Genomic DNA, 20,818 nt, shown 5'->3' with positions numbered 1-20,818 from the left:
CCCCCTCTCAACGAGGTCATCACCGCGGGTGAGCAGCTTCAGGTGACTCCCGCGCTCGTCTCCTTCTTCGAGCGGCTCCCCGACTGCGTCCTCGAGAACCAGTACGGCCCCTCGGAGACCCACGCCGCCAGCGCATGGCGCGCATCCGGGACTCCCTCTTCCTGGCCCCCGCTGCCTCCCGTCGGAACGCCGCTGACCAACGTCCAGTGTTACGTCCTCGACGTGCGCGGCGGCCCCTGCCCTATCGGAGTCCCAGGGGAGCTGTTCATCGGCGGTGAAGGGCTCGCGCACGGCTACCACGCTCGCCCGGACCTGACCGCCGAACGCTTCATCCCCTCCCCCTTCAGCTCCACGCCGGGGGCTCGCCTCTACCGCACGGGCGACAAGGCGCGCTGGCTCGCGGATGGGCAACTGGAGTTCCTGGGCCGCCTCGACGGCCAGGTGAAGCTGCGCGGCTTCCGCGTCGAGCTGGGCGAAGTGGAAGCCGCCCTCCGCGCCCTCCCTGGCGTCCGCGACGTCGTCGCCCTTGTCCGCGAGGACACCCCGGGCTCCAGGCGACTCGTGGCCTACGTCGTCCACCCCGAAGCCTCCTTCTCACCCGAGGCGCTTCGCCACGCCCTCGCCCGGCGACTGCCCGAGTACATGCTGCCCTCCGCGCTCGTGCGCATGGACCTCCTCCCCCTCACCCCCAGCGGGAAGGTGAACCGCAACGGGCTGCCCGTACCGACGGAAGAAGCCATTCCCAGCACCACCTATGTGGCCCCGGTCTCCGCCGTGGAGAAGCTCATCGCGGACATCTGGGCGCCCTTGCTGGGCGTGGCGCGCGTGGGCACGCAGGACCACTTCTTCGAGCTGGGCGGTCACTCGCTGCTCGCGACCCAGGTGGCCTCCCGGCTGCGTGAATCGCTCCAGATGGAGTTGCCGGTGCGCATGCTCTTCGAGGCCCCAACGCTCGCGGAGCTGGCCGCGCGCATCGAAGCCCTGCGCCAGGAAGCCCGTCCCCGCCAGGCCCCGCCCCTGGTGCGGGTGGAGGCCGGCGAGTGCGCGCCCCAGTCATTCCCCCAGCAGCGACTGTGGTTCATCGACACGCTCACGCCCGGGGGGTTCGCGTTCAACTTCCCGCTGTTCATCCGGTGCAAGGGGCCGCTCGACGTGGCCGCGCTGGAGCGCTCGCTCTCGGCGCTCATCGACCGCCACGAAGCCCTGCGCACGGTGTTCGCGGAGGTGGACGGCCAGCCCGTGCAGCGCGTCCTGCCCGAAGTCCCCTTCACCCTCGCCTTCGAGCGGCTGGACGATACACCTCCCCAGGAACGTGACGCCGCCCTCCGCCAGCGGGCCGAAAAGCGCATGCGCCACGTCTTCAATCTGCGCACCGGGCCTCTGCTGACGGCGACGCTGGTGCGGCTGGACGCGGAGGATCACGCGCTGCTGCTGCTCATGCATCACATCATCACGGACGGCTGGTCAGCGGAGGTCCTGGGCCGCGAGCTGGGCGTGCTCTACGACGCGGCCACCCGAGGCCAGCCACCCCAACTGCCGCCCCTGCCCCTGCGGTACACGGACTACTCCAGCTGGCAGCGCGCGGCGTTGCAGGCGGACCTGCTCCGCGCGCAGCTCGCGTGGTGGAAGCAGCACCTGGATGGAGCCCCACACGCGCTGGAGCTCCCCACCGACCGGCCCCGTCCTCCCGTCCAGTCCCAGACGGGCGCGGCGTTCCTCATGCGCGTGCCCGCCGCGGTGGATGCGGCCGTGCGCGAGCTGTGCCACCAACAAGGCGTCACGTCGTTCATGGCACTGCTGGCGGGCTTCCAGGCCCTGCTGTCGCGCTACAGCGGACAGGAGGACGTGGTGGTCGGCTCGCCCATCTCCGGCCGGAACCACCGCGAGCTGGAGGGCCTCATCGGCTTCTTCGTCAACGCCCTGCCCCTACGCGTGGAGGTGTCTGGCGAGGAGGGCTTCCAGTCCCTCCTGGCCCGCGTGCGAGAGACCTGCCTGGGCGCGTACGCCCACCAGGAGCTGCCCTTCGAGCAGCTGGTGGACGCCCTCCAACCTCCCCGCGACCTGAGCCGCACGCCGGTGTTCCAGGCCGTGTTCGCGCTCTACAAGGACTTCCCCGCCATCCCCCTGCGCGGGCTGGAGACCGCGCCGGTGCCCTTCGAGCCAGGACTCGCGAAGCACGACCTCACGCTCTTCGTGCGCGAATCCGCCACCGGGCTGGTGACGCACTGGGAATACAACACCGCCCTCTTCGACGAGGCGACGGTGGAGCGCATGGCCGGGCACTACGTGCGCCTGCTGGAGCAGGTGACGCGAAGCCCGGAGCGTCCGCTCGCGTCGCTCCCGCTGCTCTCGCAGGTGGAGCGCCACCAGCTCCTGGTCTCATGGAACGACACCGCGCTCGACGTGCCCCGCGACATGAACGTCCCGACGCGCATCGCGGAGCAGGCGCGGCTCCGGCCCGACGCGCTCGCGCTGTCTGGCGACCGCCAACAGCTGTCTTTCGGAACGATGGAGGCGAAGGCGAACCAGCTCGCGCACCTGCTGCGCCAGGAGGGAGTGAGGCCGGAGACACGGGTCGCCCTGTGCATGGACCGCACGCCCGGTTACGTGTGGGGCGCGCTGGGCATCCTCAAGGCGGGCGGGGCCTACCTGCCCATGGACCTGGCGTGGCCCGAGGCGTGGTGGCGGCACGTGCTGGCGGACAGCGGGGCCCCCATCGTCATCACCCGACGGGCGTTCGCGCCCCGCTTCGAGGACAGTGGGGTGCGCGTGCTCTGCCTGGACTCGGAGCCCGCGCTGGAGACGCAGCCGGACACCGCGCCCGACGTGCCGCTGGACGCGCGAGCGCTCGCGTACGTCATCTACACGTCGGGCAGCACCGGCCGACCCAAGGGCGTGATGGTGACGCATGGGGCCCTGGACAACCTCGTCGCGGGATTCCACGCCGAAGCAGGGATCACTCCGGCGGACCGGTCCTCGGTGGTGATGGGGCTCGCGTTCGACGCGGCCGTCGTCGAACTCTGGCCGCCCCTCGCCCATGGCGCCAGCCTCCACCTGCCCCCGGAGGAGGTGCGCACGGAGCCAGCGCGGCTGGTGCGGTGGTTCGCGGAGGAGGGAATCACGCTCGCGCAACTGCCCACGCCCATGGCGGAGGCCGCGCTGGAGCAGCCCTGGCCCACGGGGATGCCCCTGCGCCGAGCGCACATCGGGGGTGACGTGCTGCACCGCCGTCCGGGGCCCTCCGTGCCTGGCCAATGGCTCAACTGCTACGGCCCCACGGAGAACACCGTCATCTCCACCTCCGGCGTCGTGGAGTCCGAAGCGCCGGACGGCGTGCTCCCCTCCATCGGCGGTCCGGTGCCCAACGTGCGGGCATACGTGCTGGATGGCGCGGGGCAACCCGTGCCCGCCGGGCTGTGGGGTGGGCTCGCGTTGGGTGGCGCCAGCATGGCGCGCGGCTACCTGGGCCAGCCCGCGCTCACAGCGGAGCGGTTCAGACCGGATCCGTTCTCGGGCGAGCCGGGCGCGCGCGTGTATCACACGGGCGATGTGGTGCGCTGGCTCGCGGACGGCACGCTGGAGTTCAGGGGCCGCGCCGATTCGCAGGTGAAGGTACGGGGCTTCCGCATCGAACTGGGCGAGGTGGAAGCGGCGCTGCTCGCCCAGCCGCAGGTGAAGGAGGCCGTGGCGAGCGTGCGTGAGGACGTGCCCGGGCAGCGGCGACTGGTCACGTACATGGTGCTCCGCGAAGGCGCCACGCTCGAGGTGGACACGCTGCGGGCCACCCTGCGCCGGTGGCTCGCGGAGCACGCGGTGCCCTCCGCCTTCGTGGTGCTGGAACGGATACCGCTCACCGTGAACGGCAAGGCGGACCGCAAGGCCCTCCCCGCGCCGGACATGCACCGGCCCGACCTGAGCGAGGGCTACCGCATCCCGGAGGCCGGGCTCGAGCAGACGCTGGCGACGCTGTGGGCGCAAGTGCTGGGCCTGGAGCGGGTGGGCGCGAGCGACAACTTCTTCGACCTGGGTGGCAACTCGCTCCTGCTCCAAGCCGTCCACGCGAAGCTCGCGCCCTGGGTGGGTCGCGAGGTCCCGCTGGTGACGCTCTTCCAGTACCCCACGGTGCGCGCCCTCGCAGGACACCTGTCATCGCCCACCGACGCACCGCCCGCCGCATCCGCGCCCGACGCGGGAGCCCAGCGAAGGGAGAACATGCGGCGAATGGCGCAGCGACGAGGGCGGCCCGGCGCTGGCTGAGCCGGGTCGTCCGCTCATGAGGTTTGAAGGAAGGGGAACCAGATCCCCCGCCAGGTGACCACGCCGATGTTGGGGAGGACATGGTTGTCTTCAAGCGTTCTCACATCCACGTCCTCGGTGATGCGCGCGAAGGGCGGCAGAGGTATCCCCGGGAAGAGCTGCTCCTGGATGAGCCCGCGGGCATCGTCCAAGGAATAGGCGGTCACGCCGCAGCCCATGCCCAGCCCCCGCTGGCTCACGACGGCCTCCTTGGGGAATTCGATCCAATAGCGATGGAGGAGCGCTGACATGAAGGCCCTCCTTCAGGGAAGCAATGCCGCGAGCCGGGCCCCCAGGCCCGCGGCGTTCTCGCCGGTGAGCATCGACAGGTGATCACCCGGCACCGTCTCCACCCGGACCACCGCCCCTGAGTCCAACCACTCGAGTTCCACATGTCTTGGCATGTGCTCGATGACGGTCGCCGCGCGGAAGAACTGAAGGGTGCCCCCCTCGAAGCGAGGCATCCGGTATTCGCGAAGGGCCGTCATGTTCGCCTCCCAGACCGTCACGTAGCGCCGCTGCTGCTCGGGATCCATGGCAGCCGGCTCCCCGGCGAGGCCCACACCGCCCGCCCGGGCCTTCTGGACATCGCCGGGCCCCGGCGTGTCGAGCATCGCGCACAGCGGCACCTCAAGGCCCTCCGCCATCAACCGGCGCGCCATTTCGTAGACGACCGCGCCACCGAACGACGCGCCCACGAGGAGATAGGGACCCGCTGGCTGCAACGCGCGCAGGCCCTCCAGGTAGGCGGTCGCCATCGCGTCGACGGACGTGTGCAGCGGCCCGTCCGCCTCCAGGCCCCGCGCCTCGAAGGCATACGCCGTCCGGTCCACGTCGATGGCCCGCGCGAGCTCGCGATAGAACACGGCCTGCCCCCCCGCCGCGTGCACGAAGAAGAGCGGGGGCCCGCGCGAGCCCTGCTGGAGCAACGCCACCCCCGGCGGCAGGGATGGGGCCTCCTCGCGCCCTCCCAGCTTCCGGGCCAACAACTCCACCGTGGGCGCGGTCAGCATCTCCTTCAGCGCGAGCTGCTGGCCGAAGCGCTCGGAGATCATCGCCAGCAGGCGGAGCGCGATCAGCGAGTCCCCGCCCAGCGCGAAGAAGTCATCGTGAATGCCCACGTCCTGGATCCGGAACACCTGCTGGAAGCACTCGACGAGCCTCCGCTCCGTCCCATCACGAGGCGCCACACGCTCACCGCGCCGGGGACCGCGCTCTCTCGGGGAAGCCCCCGGCGTCCGCGACCGGTTCGCCTGGACTGCCGGAGCAGGGCCCCCTGCCCCCGGGCGTCGCGCGTCCAGCGGGACATCGTTCAGGCTGTAGTGCTCGCGGTCGAAGCTGTAGGTCGGCAGCTCCACGCGCCGGCGCCGCTCGCCCTCCCGAAGGCGCTCCCAGTCCATATCCACGCCCGCGGCCCAGGCCTCGCCTTGCGCGGACAGGGCGCTCACGGGGGCATCCCCCTTCGTGGGCAGCGTGGCCAGCGCGGGCTGCGTCTTGCGCGCGGGGTGCTGCCGGGCCAGCGCGGTCAACGTCGTGCCGGGCCCCACTTCGATCAAGGCCCGGTCGCCCGACTCCAGCAGGCAGCCCAGCGCCTCCGAGAATCGGACCGTGTGCCGCAGGTGCCTGACCCAGTAGTCCGGCGACGTCGCCTCGCGCGCCTGCAACCACCGGCCGGTGAGGCTGGACACGACAGGCAGCGTGGGCTCGCGGAGCTTCACCCGGCCCACCTCGCGCGCGAAGTCCTCCAGGAACGGCTCCAGCATCGAGGAGTGCGCGGCACGCGAGTAGCGCACCCGCTTGTGCTCGATGCCCCGCGCCGTCAGCGTCCGTTCGGCGGCGTCCAGGGCCCGCAGCGGCCCGGAGAGGACACAGGTCTGCGGACCGTTGATGGCCGCCACCGACACGCCCGGGCCCACGAGCGCCTCCACCTGCTCCACCGGCGCGAGCACGGACAGCATGCCGCCCGCGGGCATCGCCTCCATCAGCTGGCCCCGGGCGACGACGAGCCCCAGCGCCTCCTCCAATGTGAACACCCCCGCGAGGCACGCGGCCACGTACTCGCCCAGCGAGTGCCCCAGCAGCGCCTGCGGCTTCACGCCCCACGACAGCCACAGCTGGGCGAGCGCCCAGTCGCACACGAACAACGCGGGCTGGGACCACCACGGCCGGTCCAGTTCGGCGGACGCGGCGTCGAACCGCTCGGGGCCCGCGAACATCACCTCCCGCGGGTCCCCACCCAGGGGACCGCGAAGCCACTCCGCGCAGGTATCGATGGCCACACGGAACGCGGGCTCGCGGAGGAAGGACTCGCCCATGTTCACCCGCTGCGCGCCGCCCCCCGGGAACAGGAAGGCCACCCCGCGCGACTCCCCCACCTCGAGGACGGTGCGCACCCGAGAGGACGCGTCCGCCCCCCGCGCCCCTTCCAGCAGCGCCGCGGCCTCCTCGGGCTGACCGGCCACGACGAAGCGACGCCAGGGGAAGCGCGCACGTCCCACCTGGAGCGTGTGCGCGGCATCCGCGAGCCAGCCGGGAGCCCCGCCCGGGCCCGCCTCCTCGCGCAGCCGCTCCGCGAGCGCCGCGGTCATCCGCTCCAGCGCCCCCTCCGTCTTCGCGGACAGCAGCAGCAGCTCCTCCCCACGCCTGGGCGGATCCGCCTCGGGGAGGGCGGGCGCCTCCTGCAACACCACGTGCGCGTTGGTGCCGCCAATCCCCAGCGCGGTCACTCCGGCGCGCAGCGGCCGGGGCCCGTCCCACGCACGCGGGCTCGACACGACCCGGAAGGGGCTCTCCTCCAGCTCCAGCATCGGATGCGGCGCCGTGAAGTTCAGCGTGGGCGGGAGCGTCCGGTGCTCCAGTGACAGCACCGTCTTGATGACTCCAGCCACGCCCGCGGCCGAGTCCAGGTGGCCGAAGTTGCTCTTCACCGCGCCCAGGCCGCAGGCCCCCCGGGGGGCACCCTGGAACGCCTGCTTGAGCGCCGCGACCTCGATGGGGTCTCCCAGCGCCGTCGCCGTCCCGTGCGCCTCCACGTAGGAGACCTCCGCGGGAGACACGCCCGCCACCGACAGGGCTTCCCGGATCACCTCCGCCTGCCCGTGGACCGACGGCGCCGCGAACCCCGTCTTCCCTCCACCGTCGTTGTTCACCGCCGTGCCGAGCACGATGGCGCGGATGGGGTCGCGGTCCGCCAGCGCGTCCGCCAGCCGCTTGAGCACCAGCACCGCCACGCCATTGCCCACCACCGTGCCCGCCGCATGCACGTCGAAAGGCCGACAGCGCCCCTCCGGCGACAGGATGCCGCCCTGCTGGGCACGGTGCGCCGCCACCTGCGGCGTCCGGATGGACGAGCCCCCCGCGAGCGCCATGTCGCACTCCCCCGCGAGCAGGGACTGACTGGCCAGATGCAGCGCCACGAGCGACGTGGAGCACGCCGACTGCACCGTCATCGCCGGGCCCGTCAGGTCCAGCTCGTACGAGACCCGCGTGGCCAGGAAGTCCCCCGACAGCCCCACTGACGAAACCAGCCCCGCGGAGACGTCCCGCCCCCCATAGGTCGTGAAGCCCGCCCCCGCGTACACCGCCACGCGCATGGGCCGGCCCCGAGGGCCGTACCCCGCGGACTCCATCGCGGCCCACGCGCACTCCAGGAACGCCCGGTGCTGGGGATCCGTCTGCTCCGCCTCGCTCCGGGAGTACCCGAAGAAGGCCGCGTCGAACCCCTCCGGATCCGCCACCTCCCCCGCCGCGGTGATCCACCCGTCCCCTTGCGGCAGTCCCGCCCGCGCGCGCCCCGCCGCGTCCAGCCGGGTGATGGACTCCACCCCACCCGCCAGGTTGCGCCAGAACTGGCGGGCGTCCTCCGCCCCTGGAAAGCGCAGGGCCAGCCCCACCACCGCCACCGCCATGGGCACGCCGTCCGCGCCCACCTCGTTCGCGTCGTCCATGCCCCCAAGCCTGCCAGGGAATTCCGGAAACATGGGGATGACGGAGACCTCTGGACGCGGTAATTCTTCTTTTCTCAGTTTTCGGCCAATCCGCCCGGGAAGAGGAGTCCGCCATGAGCACGCAGAGCGCATCCCCCACGCCGATGGAGGCGAGGCTGGCCGGCTACTGGCAGGAGCTGCTGGGCGTGGACGCGGTGCGTCCGGAGGACCACTTCCTGGAGGTGGGTGGCAACTCGCTGCTGGCGACGATGCTGGCCAACCGCATCGAGGACGACCTGGGGCTCCAGGTGGGGATGGTGGACCTGTTCAACACGCTGAGCGCGGTGGCGGCCGTCTGCGAGCGGCTCCAGCAGGAGTCCCCGGCCACCGGATGACCGGCGTGGCCGGGAGCCAACGGGCCGGGCGGGTGGACGGGGCTTGCCTCTTTTCCGCCTCCCCCCGGTTGGGCTAGCAGGGAGGCCATGCCCATCCTCGCCCTCGTCCGTCATGGTCAGTCCCTCTGGAACCACGAGAATCGCTTCACCGGCTTCGTGGACGTGCCCCTCACCGAGCAGGGCCGCGGCGAAGCCCGCAAGGCGGCCGACGCCCTGAAGGGCCTGAAGTTCGACGTCGCCTACACCTCCGCGCTCAGCCGCGCGCAGGAGACGCTGTCCATCCTGCTGGACACGCTGGGCCAGCGCCCGCCGGTCATCCGCGACGCGGCCCTCAACGAGCGCCACTACGGCGACCTCCAGGGCCTCAACAAGGCGGACGCGGCCAAGGAGTTCGGCGAGAAGCAGGTCCACGTCTGGCGCCGCTCCTTCGACGTGCCGCCCCCCAACGGCGAGTCCCTGGAGATGACCGCGAAGCGCGTGCTGCCCTTCTACGACCGCGCCATCGCGGGCGACCTGCGCCAGGGCAAGAACGTGCTCGTCGTGGCGCATGGCAACTCCAACCGCTCGCTGGTGATGCGCCTGGACAAGCTGTCCGGTGAGACGGTGGTGGGGCTGGAGCTGGCCACGGGCGTGCCCCTCGTCTACGAGATTGGCGCCGACGGGCAGGTCGTCTCCAAGCGCGGCGCGACGCCCTGACGCCTCCCGCCGGGGGTCCGGGGCCGGCAAGGATGCGTCAATGGGGGGTTGAATGCCTGGCCCTTCGTCCCGTCAGATGGGGCGAAGGACGAACACCCCCAAGGATGCACACCATGAAGGCCCTGACCCTCGCTGTCGCGCTGCTCACCTCCGCCGCATCGCTCGCCCAGACCGCGCCTCGCCCGGAGGACAGCGTCAACGCCGCGGCCTCCGAGCTGCGCCGCGCGCCGCCCCCCGGCCACTCGACGCCGCGCCCGGTGCCGCAGCCCTCGCGCAACCTGGCCATCATCGACCGCGAGCAGATGGAGCGCCGCATCGACCGGCTGGAGAACGCGCTGCGCGACGCGATGTCCCGCACGCGTGACAACAAGGGCCGCGAGGGCATCCGCGCCGCGATGGAGGAGCTGGACAAGCTGAGCGAGTACATCGACGACGCCGCGCCCTACGGCACGGGCCTGCCGCCGCCGGGCAACATCCCGCTCCCGCCGGCGCCGCCGCCCCCGCCGCGTCCCGTCGCGGAGGCGCAGTTCCGCAGCATCTCCCAGGCGATGATCCGCGAGTCCAGCTCGCGCGAGAAGCTGCGCATCCTCTCGCAGGTGGCGCCGAACGAGAACTTCCTCGTGTCGCACGTGCTGAGCCTGCTGGAGCAGTTCTCCTTCTCCAGCGACAAGCTGGAGGTGGTGCGCCTCATGCGGCCCACGCTGTTGGATCCGCAGAACGGCTACCAGCTGTACCAAGCGTTCGCGTTCTCCAGCGACAAGGCGAAGCTGCAGACCATCCTGGATAGCGGCGGGCGCTACTAGGCCTTCCGCCTCACCTGGAGAGCGCGGCCCAGATGGACCGCGCCTCCGGGGAATCCGCCGTACCGTGCATGCTCGCGATGACGTGGCCCCGAGCATCGAGCGCCAGGACATAGGGCGTATGGCTGGGAGCAAGGTCCAGCACCTTGCCCATGTCGCCGTTCTTGTCGAGCCAGGTGTCCTTCCAGTAGGCCCGGGGCACCTGCTCCTTCGCCTTGCCGCGCGCGGTGCCCTCGCTGACGAAGAACGGCAGATGGAGGGTGATGAGCGACTGGCGGTGCACGGACTTCGGCATCCGCCGGTCCGCTTCCGCGAACCACTGCCGCATCCCGGCGCCCGCGTCCTTGTCGGTGATGATGACCACCAGGGCGGGCTGCCCCTTCAGCTCGTCGCTCGCGTGCGGGCCGGAGGTCAGGTCGCGCGCGGAGAACTCCGGAAGGGGCGCTCCCCGCGCAGGCAGGGCGAACGCCGAGGGCGACGCCAGCAGCATCCCAGCCAGCCCTGCCGCCGTGATGAGGGGACGTCCCCGCCGCGAGAGTCTGGGATGGCATGACATGGCAGGAGAGATGTCCACGCGGGCGCCGGTTCCCTAGCGGCCAGAGTGCCTGGGCCCGTCAGGCCGCCTGCCTTCTTGGGGAATCCGCTAGGGTCGCTGCACCCCTTCCCCCGGGAGTCCCCATGCGAAGTGTCCCCCTCGCGCTGCTCCTGCTGCCCCTCACGGCCAGCGCCGCGCAGAAGAGCGTCTCCTCCGTGGACGGCCTCCAGGCCGCGCTCGCCACCGCGAAGGCCGGAGACGACATCGTCCTGGAGGACGGCACGTACACCGTCAACGCGAACCTGGGCTGCTCCGCGGAGGGGATCCAGGACCAGCCCATCACGGTGCGCGCGCGCAACCGCCACGCGGCGCTCGTCCGCTTCAACGCGGTGGAGGGGTTCAAGGTGTCGGGCCGGTACTGGACCTTCGACGGCCTCACGGTGGAGGGCATCTGCGCGCGCGACGAGGACTGCGAGCACGCCTTCCACGTCACCGGCCACGCGGAGGGGTTCGTCCTGCGCGACAGCCGCGTGCGCGACTTCAACGCGCAGCTCAAGGTGAACGCGGCGAAGAACGCCAGCGGCGTCTGGGAGATGCCCCACCGGGGCCTCATCGAACGCAATGAAATCCACGACACGCACGCGCGGGCGACCGCCACGCCGGTCACCAAGCTGAACATCGACACCGGTGACGACTGGGTGGTCCGCGACAACGACCTGCATGACTTCTCCAAGCAAGGCGGCATCGCCTATGGCGCCTTCATGAAGAGCGGCGGCAAGCGGGGCCTCTTCGAACGCAACCGCGTGGTGTGCGTGAAGGACTCGCCCGGGGGAGACACGCGCATCGGGCTGTCCTTCGGCGGAGGTGGCACGGCTCCGGAGTTCTGCGCGCCGGCCTTCGACGCGTCCGTGCCGTGCACGCCGGAGCACTCGGACGGAGTGCTGCGCAACAACATCGTCGCGAACTGCTCGGACGTCGCCATCTATCTGAACAAGGCCGCGAACACGCGGGTGCTGTTCAACACGTTCATTGGCACCACGGGCGTGGACTTCCGCTTCGCGGCCACCACGGGCGAGGCCCACGGCAACGTGCTGTCGTCCGCCATCCGCACCCGCGACGGCGCCAGCTTCACGGCGGGCACGAACCGGGCGAACGTGGACACCGCCACCTGGACGTCCTGGTACATGGCACCGCTCCAGGGGGACCTGACGCGAAAGGGCGACGTGTCCTCGCTGATCGGCGCGGGCACGAGGAACGCCCTGGTGACGGATGACTTCTGCGCGCGGCCCCGGCCCACGGTGGCCGCGTCCACGCTGGGCGCGCTGGAGCACTCGCTGGGGGACTGCACGACGGGCCCCGCCGACGCGGGCACCGGCGGTGATGCGGGCACCGGCGCGGATGCGGGCGTCTCGGACGCAGGCACTGGCGCGGACGCAGGCACGGCCGACGCGGGCACCGGCGCGGATGCGGGCGTCCCGGATGGAGGGACGGGGCCCGTGAAGGACCGGGAGGTCGAGGGCGGCTGCAGCACGAGCGCAGGTCTGCTGCTTCCCGCCCTGCTCATGCTCCTGCCGCTAGCCTCGCGTCGGCGCTCGCGTCCCACGCGTCAGTGACGCGGGGGCGGGCCCCACGCAGCCATGAGGACAGGCGCGGGCACCGGCCCCGCGAGGAGCCGGCCTCTTCACGCGCCCGTCACTGAAACGGGCGCTCAGAACGCGGTGGAGACGAACAGGCCCGGGCGGATGGCCAGGATGCCGCCCACGATGAACGCCAGCGACACCAGGGTGCCCACCAGCGGCAGCACGTAGCCCGGCGGCGTCCGGCGGCGGTTCGCGGACAGGGGCCCCTGGATGGCCCCCACCGCGAGCACCATCATCACGATGTGGCCGATGAGGGCCGGGTAGTACCCGCGCGTCACGAGCACCAGGATGCCCACCAGCATCTGCAACTGCACGAAGCCGGAGTAGGACGCGCCGATGATGCGCCCCACCTTGTCGAACGGCCGCTTCGTGGCGACCGCGAACGCGAAGTACGCGAGCGCGATGACGCCGGACAGCAGCACCAGGTAGCGAAGGCCCGAGTGGAGATGGAAGAAGAAGGTCATGGGCTGGAGGATCTAGCACCCGCGGGGTGGGACGCGACGTTTCACGCTACGACGGATCCGGCTTGGGCGTGCGTTTCGTGCTGGGGGGCAGGGGCGGCGCGGCGATGCGCTCCGTGGGCGGGAGCTCCCCGGTCAGGCTCTTCAGGAAGGCCACCAGGTCGTCCACCTCCCCGTCCTTCAGCGTGCGCCCCAGCTGGTAGCGGCCCATCAGGCGCACCATCGAGGGCAGGTCCTTCACGCTGCCGTCGTGCAGGTAGGGCGCGGTCTTCTCCACGTTGCGCAGGGTGGGCACGCGGAAGTAGCCCCGGTCGTCCTCGTTCTTCGTCGCGTCGAAGCGGCCCGCGTCGGTGAGGTTCGGATACGCCTCCACCAACCCCAGCTTCTGGAACGACGCGCCGCCCACCGCCGGGCCGTTGTGGCAGGTGGTGCAGCCGGTGGTGACGAAGGCCTCCAGGCCGCGCTGCTCCTGCGCGGTGAGGGCGGCGTGCTCGCCCGAGAGGAAGCGGTCGAAGCGCGAGGGCGTGGTGAGCGTGCGCTCGAAGGCGGCCAGGGCCCGGGCCGCGTGGGCCAGCGTCACCGGCCGGGCCTCCTTGGGGAAGGCGGCGCGGAAGCGCGCGGTGTACTCGGGCATGGAGGAGAGCGTGACCTCGACGCGCTTCGCGTCCGGCATGGCCATCTCCACCGGGTTCATCATCGGGCCTTCGGCCTGGGCCTCCAGCGTCGCGGCGCGGCCATCCCAGAACTGCGCGATGTGCCGGGCCGCGTTGTAGACGGTGGGCGAGTTGCGGCTGCCCTTCTGCCCCCGGTGGCCGTCCGACAGCGCCTTGTTGTCCACGCCGAAGGTGTCGAGCCCATGGCAGCTGTTGCAGGACACGTCGTGGTTCTTCGACAGCCGGGGCTCATGGAAGAGCATGCGCCCCAGGGCCACCTGCGCCTCGGTGTCCACGGGCAGCGGCGCTTCCCCGCGCGGCGCCTGGAAGAAGTGCGAGGCCAGCTTCGCCACCGCCGCGGCGTCCGGCGCCGCGGGCTTCACCGCGGGCGCCTCCGGCGCGGTCGGCGTCACGGGCGGGGCCTCGCGGGCTTCAGGAGCGCGCTCACAGCCGGGGAGCGGGCCCAGGCCCATGACGGAGAACGTGAGGCCAAGGAGCAGTCGATTTCGCAGCACGTGGGGAGCCTTCCGCGAGCGACACACAGCGGGGCGCACCGTACCAGCGCCCTGGCGGGTGGGCGCCGGGGCAAATCGCCGCACCCACCCTCCTGGCTTTCCCATTCCATCAGTCCAGCAACGCCTGCCCGGGCAGCGGCCCGGCGGACGGAGGGCGCTTCCCTGCGGAACACCCCTGGCGCCGCTACCCCTTGTCCATCACGGTGCCGGCGACGACAGGCCGGGCGCTCGGAGCGGCGCATCCGCCTGGAAGCGGTGCGCCTCGGAGGACGACGGATGCAGGACGACGACACGGGCGACAAGGGGCGCGAGGTGGAGGTGCTCGTCTGCCGCAAGTGCCTGACGAAGAGCGCCCGGGGTGGCGGTCAGGACCTGCCGCGCTGGCTCCAGGGCGAGCTGGCCGGGCGCGGACTCGGGGGACAGGTGCGCGTCATGCCCACCGGATGCATGAACCAGTGCCCGCGCGGGCAGGTCACCGTGCTCGTCTCCGACACCGATGATCCCGAAGGCCGCATGCTGCTCGTGGAGCCGCGCCTGCAGCGCGACCTGCTCCTGAAGTTCGTGGAGCGCCGCGCCCGTCCGGACGCGCCCGCGACCGCCGCGAGCGCTTCCGGCGACGCTGGGGGGCGGGGGCAGGAGCACCTCGGTGATGAAGCGGTCCACGAGGAACGCGGCCAGTAGCCCCGTGGCGGTGCCCGCCGTGTCCCACGCCAGGTCCTTCATGGAGAAGACCTTGCCGCGAGCGCGGTCGTACACCTCCTTGCCGACCCCCACGCCCAAGCCCAATCCCACGCCCGTGAGTGCCCGCGCGCCCGGCGAATCAAAGAGGACCGCGCCCGCGCCATAACCCACGCCCGTGACGGCCAGACACGCCGCGAAGTGCTTGGGCTTGTCACTGCCAAACCAGTCATCCCCTGACGCGGCATGGGCGGCAGGCGGGACGGCGAGGAGTCCGAGGGCGGCGGTGGCGAACGCGGTGCGAATGGACATGCATCCATCCTGTAGCATCCCCCGCGCGGGGTGCGACCTGGGCTGAGAGTGAAATCCGGGGTCTTTTCCGCGCCTGCCGACCCCCACGGTTGGTGCGTTTTGGAGACGAGGCCCGCGGGTGGGCTTATGCTCGGTGCCGCTTTGAACGGATTCGGCCCCGCGCTCAGCTTCCGGCAGACCCGGCACCCCGCGCTCGATGGCGCACGGGGTCTGGCGGTGCTCGCCATGGTGATGGGGCACACGCTGGATGCGCTGCTGGCGCCCGCGCTCCGCGACCACCCGTGGGTCCAGCAGTACTGGAAGCTGCGCGGCATCACCGCGCCGCTGTTCCTGCTGGTGAGCGGCTGGGCGGTGGTGATGGCGCTGGGCACGAAGCCGGGCGCGGCGAAGGACTCCTTCGGCCGCCGGTTCCGCCGGGCGCTCCTGCTGCTGTTCCTGGGCTACCTGCTGCACTGGCCGGGCTGGGGCGCGGTGCGCGACCTGGGCTTCTCCGACGCCATGCTGGGCAAGGTCTTCCAGTTCGACGCGCTCCAGTGCATTGGCGCGTCGCTGCTCCTGGGCGCCGTGGCGCTGGTCCTGACGCCGCACCAGGGCGCGCGGGCGCTGCTGCTGGGCGGACTGGCCGTGGGCATCCCGCTGGCGAGCGCCGTGCTGTGGCAGGCGGGCGCGCACCTCCCGGTGCCGGTGCAGCAGTTCATCGGCAATGGCGAGGGCAGCCGCTTCCCCTTCTTCCCCTGGGCGGGCTTCTTCTTCGCGGGCGCCTTCGCCGCCCACGGCCTGCACTTGTTGAAGCCGGGCCCGGCCCAGGGCTTCGCGCTGCTGGCGCTGGGTGGAGCGCTGCTGGGGGTCACCCACTGGGTCCCCGTCGAGTGGACGCCCACCAGCCCCACGATGGTGATGTACCGCGTGGCGCAGGGCCTGTTGGTGCTGGGGGCCGTGAACCTGCTGCCGCGGCGGCTGAGTGGCGCGCTGGCGCCGCTGGGGCGCCTGTCGCTGTGGATCTACGTGCTGCACCTGCCGGTGGTGTACGGCTGGGCGGACATCGCGGGCCTCTCGCAGCGCATCGGGCCCCGGCTGGGCATGGCGGCGGCGCTGGGCGTGTCCGTGGCCCTGCTGGCGGGCTGCTACCTCATCGCCCGGTTCGGGCGCTGGGTGCGCGAGCAGGCCCGGCCCTGGCGCTCCGGTTCGACGACGCTGGACGTCAGCAGCGCCCGCATGGGCCCGTAGGGCTCCGGCCTCAGCGCTCGGTGCCGGTGCGGGGCAGCTTCGCGGGCGGCTGGGTGGCGTTTCCACGGGCCACCAGCTCGCGCACCACGGACTCCAACGCGCTGATGCGCCGCCCGGCGCGGCCCCGGGCCCACGTCCCCACGCCCGGAGACTTGAGCAGCGCCACCGCCTGCTCCACGCCGCCCGCCTTGCCCTTGAGGGCCCGCGCCGCGGCGAGCCGCACGTTGCGCGCGGGCCTGCGCGACAGGCCCCCCGCCCAGAGCAGGTCCAGGGCGAACGTCGTCCACACCGTCAGCTCGTCCTCTGGCCGCAGGAACGCCTCGAAGCGCGCGAGCGCCTCCGCGCGCGGCTCACCGGCGAGCAGCGTCTCCTCCGGCAGCTCGACGTGCAGCGACGTGCTGTGCGCGAGCGGCTGCTCCGGCGCGATGACCGCCTCGAAGCGCTCCCCGGTGGTGAGGCGGCACGCGACCAGGTGCACCAGCTCCGGCGCGATGGCCGCCTCCAACGGGTGCGCGTTCGCCTCCGCGTAGAAGAGCACCAGCCGGTCCGCGGCCTCCGCCAGCGAGCGCAGCTCCAGCGGCGGCCGCCACTCGCTCTTGTAGAGCCGGCGTCGGCCGGGCCCCGTGCGCGACTCCTGCCGGTCCAGCTGCGTGTCCACCATGAACTCGAACGCCCCCAGCATGCGGTCGAAGTAGTCCGGCTTGCCCTCCAGCTGCCCCAGGATCTCCGCGACCGCCTCGATGGTGGAGACGCAGTGGTCGGCGGGCTCCGCGCGGATGCGGTAGTTGCTCGGGCGGCGCGGCACGAAGCCGATGCGCGGCAGCGCCGCGAGCACCGGGTTGCGCATCACCACCTTCTTCGCCTGCGGCCAGGTGCCATCCACGACGATGAGCGTCTCCGGCGGGTTCGCCTGGGCCTCCTCCACGGAGATGGCTTCCTCGCCGGGGAAGAGCACCGCGACGCGCTCCGGGCGGCGGGCCAGCTCCTCCAGCCGCGCGTGGCCGGTGAAGTCCACGCCCCGGTGCAGCTCCGAGTTGGGCAGCGACAGGTGGGCCATGCGCGCGGTGCCAATGGCCACGCGCCGCTCCCGGGGGTGCTGGAGGAACACCACGCGCGTGCGCGTCTGAAGCTGGGGGACGTGCGCGCAGTAGCACGCGCTCTCGGGACGCAGACACCGGATGCAGAAGGAACGCACGCCCGGCCCTTTATCACGGCCCCGCGGGGACGGGCCGGGAGCACGCGCCCCCCTCTCCTGGGGCCGCCCCCTCCCCTGCCCGCCCGGGAACGGCTAGATGGGGCCTACCGTGAACCTGCTCCTGCTCTTCGACGAGGACTTCCAGCCGGACGGCACCGCCCGGCTCACCGGGCGCCGCGCCCAGCACGCCCGCGAGGTCCTCAAGGCCGAAGCCGGCGAGTCCCTGCGCGTGGGCCGCCTGGACGGCCCCACCGGCGCGGGCGAGGTCCTGGAGAACGCCCCCGGCCTGCTCCACCTGCGCGTCACCCTGGACGAGGCCCCGCCCCCGCGCGCGGGCGTGGACCTGCTCCTGGCCATCCCCCGCCCCAAGGCGCTCAAGAAGGTGCTGCCCGCGGTGGCCTCCCTGGGCGTGGACCGGGTGGTGCTGGTGAACGCGGCCCGCGTGGAGAAGAGCTACTTCGACTCCAAGGTGCTCAACGAGGCCTTCGTGCGCGAGCTGCTCCACCAGGGTCTGGAGCAGGCCCGCGACACTCGCCCTCCCCAGGTGCTGGTGCGCGAGCGCTTCCGCCCCTTCGTCGAGGACGAGCTGGACACGGTCTTCGGCACGGAGGCCCTGCGCCTGCTGCCCCACCCTCCGGCCCGGCAGCCCCTCCAGGCCGCGGGCGTCGCGGGCGCCCGGCGCGTGGTGCTCGCCATTGGCCCGGACGGCGGCTGGGTGCCCTTCGAGGCCCAGCTGCTGGAGGCCCACGGCTTCCAGCCCTTCTCCCTGGGCCCCCGCATCCTGCGCGTGGAGACGGCGGTGCCCGTGCTCCTGGGTCAGGTGATGCTGCTCAAGGCGCCGGCGCCGTAGGAGCCCCGGGCGCAGGGGCCCCCTGCGCGCCGGGAGCCTCGTTCGCGGGCGCCGCCACCGCCGCCGGAGGCTGCGTCTTCTCCCACTCCTCCAGCGGCAGGGGCTCGATGACCTTGAGCGTGGACACGTCCACCTTCACGGGGCGCGGCTCCGTGCGCGTGTCGGCGGTGACGGTGAAGCCCAGGCGGTTGATTTCGTGCCCGTCCTCCGTCTCCAGCACGACGCGCCAGTCGCCCGGCTTGGGCGTGGTGCCCGGCTGCGCGTAGTAGCGGTAGCCGCCCTCCGTGCCGTTGCTGCTCACCGTGGCGAGGTAGCCATTGCCCAGCGCCGTCCAGCCCTTCTGCGGGTGGTCGAAGAACCAGCGCACGCGCACGCGGTACCGCTCGAAGCCCTTGGGCGCGAAGATGCGGAAGAAGTACACGGGCTGCTCGCCGGGCCGCACCGTGAAGTCCTGGTCGCCGTGGTGCCACGCCGTCCAGAACCGCCACCACGGCCGCGCCTCCGACGTCAGGTGATACACGCCCGGGGAGACGCGCTTCACCGCGTGGTAGATGCCGCTGTACTGCACCGCCAGCGGCACCGGCGGAATCACGCCCAGGAAGTAGCACCCCAGCAGCAGCGCCTGCACGCCGAAGCCGGGCACCGCCACCGTGCGCAGCAGCACCGCCGCGTCCGGGCGCCACCGCCGCAGCACGCGCAGGAGCCCGTAGACGCTCCCGCAGCCCATGGCCACGGAGAGCGTGAAGATCCACCACCCCACCCGGCCCAACAGCACCGGCAGGAGCGACGCGAAGTAGAGCGTCACGCACAGGCTGAAGAGGGCCACGCGGATGACGGGCCCCAGCTGCCGGAAGCGCGGCAGCTCGTTCGCCACCAGCAGCAGGAACATCCCCCCGAGGAACAGCAGGGACGTGATGCCCGAGGAGCTCTTGAACAGGAACAGCGTGAAGGCGCTCAGCAGGCTGCCCAGGAAGAAGTGCAGCGCGTCCTCGCGGAAGCGCCACACCTTCACCAGGAAGCGGGGCGGCTCCACGCCTTCGGGGTAGCGCTGCTCCAGCACCAGCAGGCCCGCGAGGATGGCCAGGTAGGCGAAGTTCTGCACCTCCGTGAGCGCATCGTCGATGGGGCTCAGCGTGAGGACGTCGTAGAGGAAGCCCGCGAAGAAGAAGAGGGCCATCTCCTGCCGCTCGTACTTCGCGCGGAACGCCTGCACCCGGTCCACCAGCGTGGGCGTCTTCTCCGTGGAGACCAGGTCGTCCGGGTCCGCCACCCCCGCCGTCGTGGCGACCGCGACGTTCGCCCCCGGCGGAAGCGGGCCCCCGGCTCCAGTGGCTGGCACTCCCGGCACTTCGGTGGACGCGTCCTGCGGCTTCGAATCAGGCGGTGTGACGGTGAGCACGGCGGCGGGGACCCCTCTTGGCGACCGCCGCCCATTCTACGCGGGGGACGGGGCCCGGGTCTTCCCCGGGCCTCGCGGCCCCCCGCTCGAGCCACGGGGCGCCTACTTGCCGCCGGCGGCGACCAGGTCCTGCAGCTCGCCGCGCTCGGCCAGCTCCATCAGGATGTCCGAGCCCCCCACGAACTTCCCGTGGATGTAGACCTGCGGAATCGTGGGCCAGTTGGAGTAGTCCTTGATGCCCTGGCGCACGGCGGGGTCCGCGAGCACGTCCACCGTGTGCACCGGCCCCAGCGGCTGCAGCAGCTGGAGGGCTCGCGCGGAGAAGCCGCACTGCGGGAACAGGGCATTGCCCTTCATGAAGAGGACGATGGGGTGGGACTTCACCGTGTCGTCGAACTGGGCCTTGAGGGTCGGATCCATGAAACGTTGCTCCTTCTTCAGCGGGGCCCGAGCTTCTTCCACTGCTCGGGCGAATAGGTCTTGAGCGCGAGCGCGTGCAGCTCTCCGGACTTCAACCACGGCTGCAGGGGCGCATAGACGAGCTGGTGCTGCTCCACCATCGTCTTGCCGGTGAAGGCCGGGGAGACGACGCGCGCCTCGAAGTGGTCCCCCGTCCCCGTGGTGTCGTTCAACTCCACCTCGGAGCCCGGCAGGGCATCGAGGAGGTAACGGCGAAGCGTCTCGGCGTCGAGCATCAGTTCATCCCTTTCCCCATCACCAACATGGCCGGGTCCACCCCCAGGCCGCGCAGGGTGGCATCCCACAGCTTGGCCGGGTCGTGTCCCAGCACCGCGTCCGCGGTGGCGTCGGCATACAGCCACGAACCGGCGGCGATCTCATTCTCCAACTGCTTGGGCCCCCAGCCCGCGTAGCCCAGGCAGAAGCGCACCCGAGGGCTCGCCCGCTGCAACAGGGGCCCCAGCGCGTCCAGGGTGACGCTCAGGTACAGGCCGGGCAGGACCGGGTGCTTCTCCGGCACGGTGTCGTCGTCATGCAGGACGAAGCCCCGCTGGGGCTCCACCGGGCCGCCCACGAACACCGGCTGCGACACGCGCTCCGTCGAGATGTCCATCGACTGACCGCGCGCCAGCTCACCCAGCGTCAGGGGCGCTCCCCGATTCACGACGAGCCCCATGGAGCCCGTCTCCCCGTGTTCGATCATCAGGATGACCGACCGGTAGAAGTTCGGGTCTCCAAGCTGGGGCATGGCCAGCAGGAAGCCGGAAGCGAGGTTCTTCAC

The 20,818-nt window shown here is 71.9% G+C and carries 18 protein-coding genes; 7 read left to right on the top strand and 11 right to left on the bottom strand.

Annotation, left to right across the window (positions count from 1 at the left end; genetic code table 11):
* On the top strand, positions 1–4,257 hold a 4,257-nt coding region (locus tag GTY96_RS32680; RefSeq protein WP_161666745.1), incomplete at its 5' end, for a non-ribosomal peptide synthetase.
* A gap of 14 nt (positions 4,258–4,271) precedes the next feature.
* Here the strand turns inward: GTY96_RS32680 and GTY96_RS32675 are convergent.
* The gene (locus GTY96_RS32675; RefSeq protein WP_143909285.1) at positions 4,272–4,547 is read right to left on the bottom strand and encodes a hypothetical protein; all 276 of its coding nucleotides are present in this window, start codon (positions 4,545–4,547) and stop codon (positions 4,272–4,274) included.
* Between the two features lie 12 nt (positions 4,548–4,559).
* A complete protein-coding gene (locus GTY96_RS32670; RefSeq protein WP_161666744.1) occupies positions 4,560–8,243 on the bottom strand; it encodes a type I polyketide synthase in 3,684 nt (1,227 codons plus the stop codon).
* Positions 8,244–8,356: 113 nt separating this feature from the next.
* Between GTY96_RS32670 and GTY96_RS32665 the strand changes: the two genes are divergently transcribed.
* From GTY96_RS32665 to GTY96_RS32655, 3 genes are all read left to right on the top strand, one after another.
* The gene (locus GTY96_RS32665; RefSeq protein ID WP_143909281.1) at positions 8,357–8,617 is read left to right on the top strand and encodes a phosphopantetheine-binding protein; all 261 of its coding nucleotides are present in this window, start codon (positions 8,357–8,359) and stop codon (positions 8,615–8,617) included.
* A gap of 87 nt (positions 8,618–8,704) precedes the next feature.
* Positions 8,705–9,313, top strand: coding sequence for a 2,3-bisphosphoglycerate-dependent phosphoglycerate mutase (locus GTY96_RS32660; protein ID WP_143909280.1), 609 nt, complete (start codon positions 8,705–8,707; stop codon positions 9,311–9,313).
* 113 nt (positions 9,314–9,426) lie between these two features.
* Positions 9,427–10,116 carry a DUF4476 domain-containing protein gene (locus tag GTY96_RS32655; RefSeq protein ID WP_143909278.1) on the top strand — a complete coding sequence of 230 codons (690 nt, stop codon included), beginning with the start codon at positions 9,427–9,429 and terminating at the stop codon, positions 10,114–10,116.
* Between the two features lie 10 nt (positions 10,117–10,126).
* Here the strand turns inward: GTY96_RS32655 and GTY96_RS32650 are convergent, their stop codons facing one another.
* Positions 10,127–10,603: a hypothetical protein gene (locus GTY96_RS32650; protein ID WP_161666743.1), complete on the bottom strand. Its 477-nt coding sequence runs from the start codon at positions 10,601–10,603 to the stop codon at positions 10,127–10,129.
* Positions 10,604–10,791: 188 nt separating this feature from the next.
* Here GTY96_RS32650 and GTY96_RS32645 point away from each other — a divergent pair, with 188 nt between their 5' ends.
* The gene (locus GTY96_RS32645) at positions 10,792–12,261 is read left to right on the top strand and encodes a chondroitinase-B domain-containing protein (RefSeq protein ID WP_161666742.1); all 1,470 of its coding nucleotides are present in this window, start codon (positions 10,792–10,794) and stop codon (positions 12,259–12,261) included.
* Between the two features lie 95 nt (positions 12,262–12,356).
* Here GTY96_RS32645 and GTY96_RS32640 read toward each other — a convergent pair whose 3' ends face one another.
* From GTY96_RS32640 to GTY96_RS37345, 3 genes are all read right to left on the bottom strand, one after another.
* Complete coding sequence (locus GTY96_RS32640; RefSeq protein ID WP_143909272.1) at positions 12,357–12,752, bottom strand: hypothetical protein; 396 nt, start codon at positions 12,750–12,752, stop codon at positions 12,357–12,359.
* Positions 12,753–12,798: 46 nt separating this feature from the next.
* A complete protein-coding gene (locus tag GTY96_RS32635; RefSeq protein ID WP_143909270.1) occupies positions 12,799–13,917 on the bottom strand; it encodes a cytochrome-c peroxidase in 1,119 nt (372 codons plus the stop codon).
* A 198-nt stretch (positions 13,918–14,115) separates the two neighbouring features.
* Entirely contained in the window at positions 14,116–14,907 is a 792-nt protein-coding gene (locus GTY96_RS37345; protein ID WP_186002204.1) for a hypothetical protein, read from the bottom strand.
* 141 nt (positions 14,908–15,048) lie between these two features.
* Here GTY96_RS37345 and GTY96_RS32625 point away from each other — a divergent pair, with 141 nt between their 5' ends.
* The gene (locus GTY96_RS32625; protein ID WP_235686029.1) at positions 15,049–16,134 is read left to right on the top strand and encodes an acyltransferase family protein; all 1,086 of its coding nucleotides are present in this window, start codon (positions 15,049–15,051) and stop codon (positions 16,132–16,134) included.
* Between the two features lie 10 nt (positions 16,135–16,144).
* Here the strand turns inward: GTY96_RS32625 and GTY96_RS32620 are convergent, their stop codons facing one another.
* The gene (locus GTY96_RS32620) at positions 16,145–17,329 is read right to left on the bottom strand and encodes a tRNA-uridine aminocarboxypropyltransferase (protein ID WP_161666741.1); all 1,185 of its coding nucleotides are present in this window, start codon (positions 17,327–17,329) and stop codon (positions 16,145–16,147) included.
* Positions 17,330–17,438: 109 nt separating this feature from the next.
* Here GTY96_RS32620 and GTY96_RS32615 point away from each other — a divergent pair, with 109 nt between their 5' ends.
* Positions 17,439–18,179: a 16S rRNA (uracil(1498)-N(3))-methyltransferase gene (locus tag GTY96_RS32615; RefSeq protein WP_161666740.1), complete on the top strand. Its 741-nt coding sequence runs from the start codon at positions 17,439–17,441 to the stop codon at positions 18,177–18,179.
* Here the strand turns inward: GTY96_RS32615 and GTY96_RS32610 are convergent.
* From GTY96_RS32610 to GTY96_RS32595, 4 genes are all read right to left on the bottom strand, one after another.
* Positions 18,160–19,578, bottom strand: coding sequence for a DUF2914 domain-containing protein (locus GTY96_RS32610; RefSeq protein ID WP_161666739.1), 1,419 nt, complete (start codon positions 19,576–19,578; stop codon positions 18,160–18,162). The genes GTY96_RS32615 and GTY96_RS32610 overlap by 20 nt on opposite strands.
* Before the next feature lie 102 nt (positions 19,579–19,680).
* Positions 19,681–19,998 carry a Grx4 family monothiol glutaredoxin gene (grxD, locus tag GTY96_RS32605; RefSeq protein WP_143909264.1) on the bottom strand — a complete coding sequence of 106 codons (318 nt, stop codon included), beginning with the start codon at positions 19,996–19,998 and terminating at the stop codon, positions 19,681–19,683.
* Between the two features lie 17 nt (positions 19,999–20,015).
* Entirely contained in the window at positions 20,016–20,273 is a 258-nt protein-coding gene (locus GTY96_RS32600) for a BolA family protein (RefSeq protein ID WP_143909262.1), read from the bottom strand.
* The gene (locus GTY96_RS32595; RefSeq protein ID WP_143909260.1) at positions 20,273–20,818 is read right to left on the bottom strand and encodes a YqgE/AlgH family protein; all 546 of its coding nucleotides are present in this window, start codon (positions 20,816–20,818) and stop codon (positions 20,273–20,275) included. Before GTY96_RS32595 ends, GTY96_RS32600 begins: the two co-directional genes overlap by 1 nt.

The organism is Corallococcus silvisoli, from assembly GCF_009909145.1.
Lineage (GTDB): Bacteria > Myxococcota > Myxococcia > Myxococcales > Myxococcaceae > Corallococcus > Corallococcus silvisoli.
This window is presented reverse-complemented; position numbering and strand designations above follow the sequence as displayed.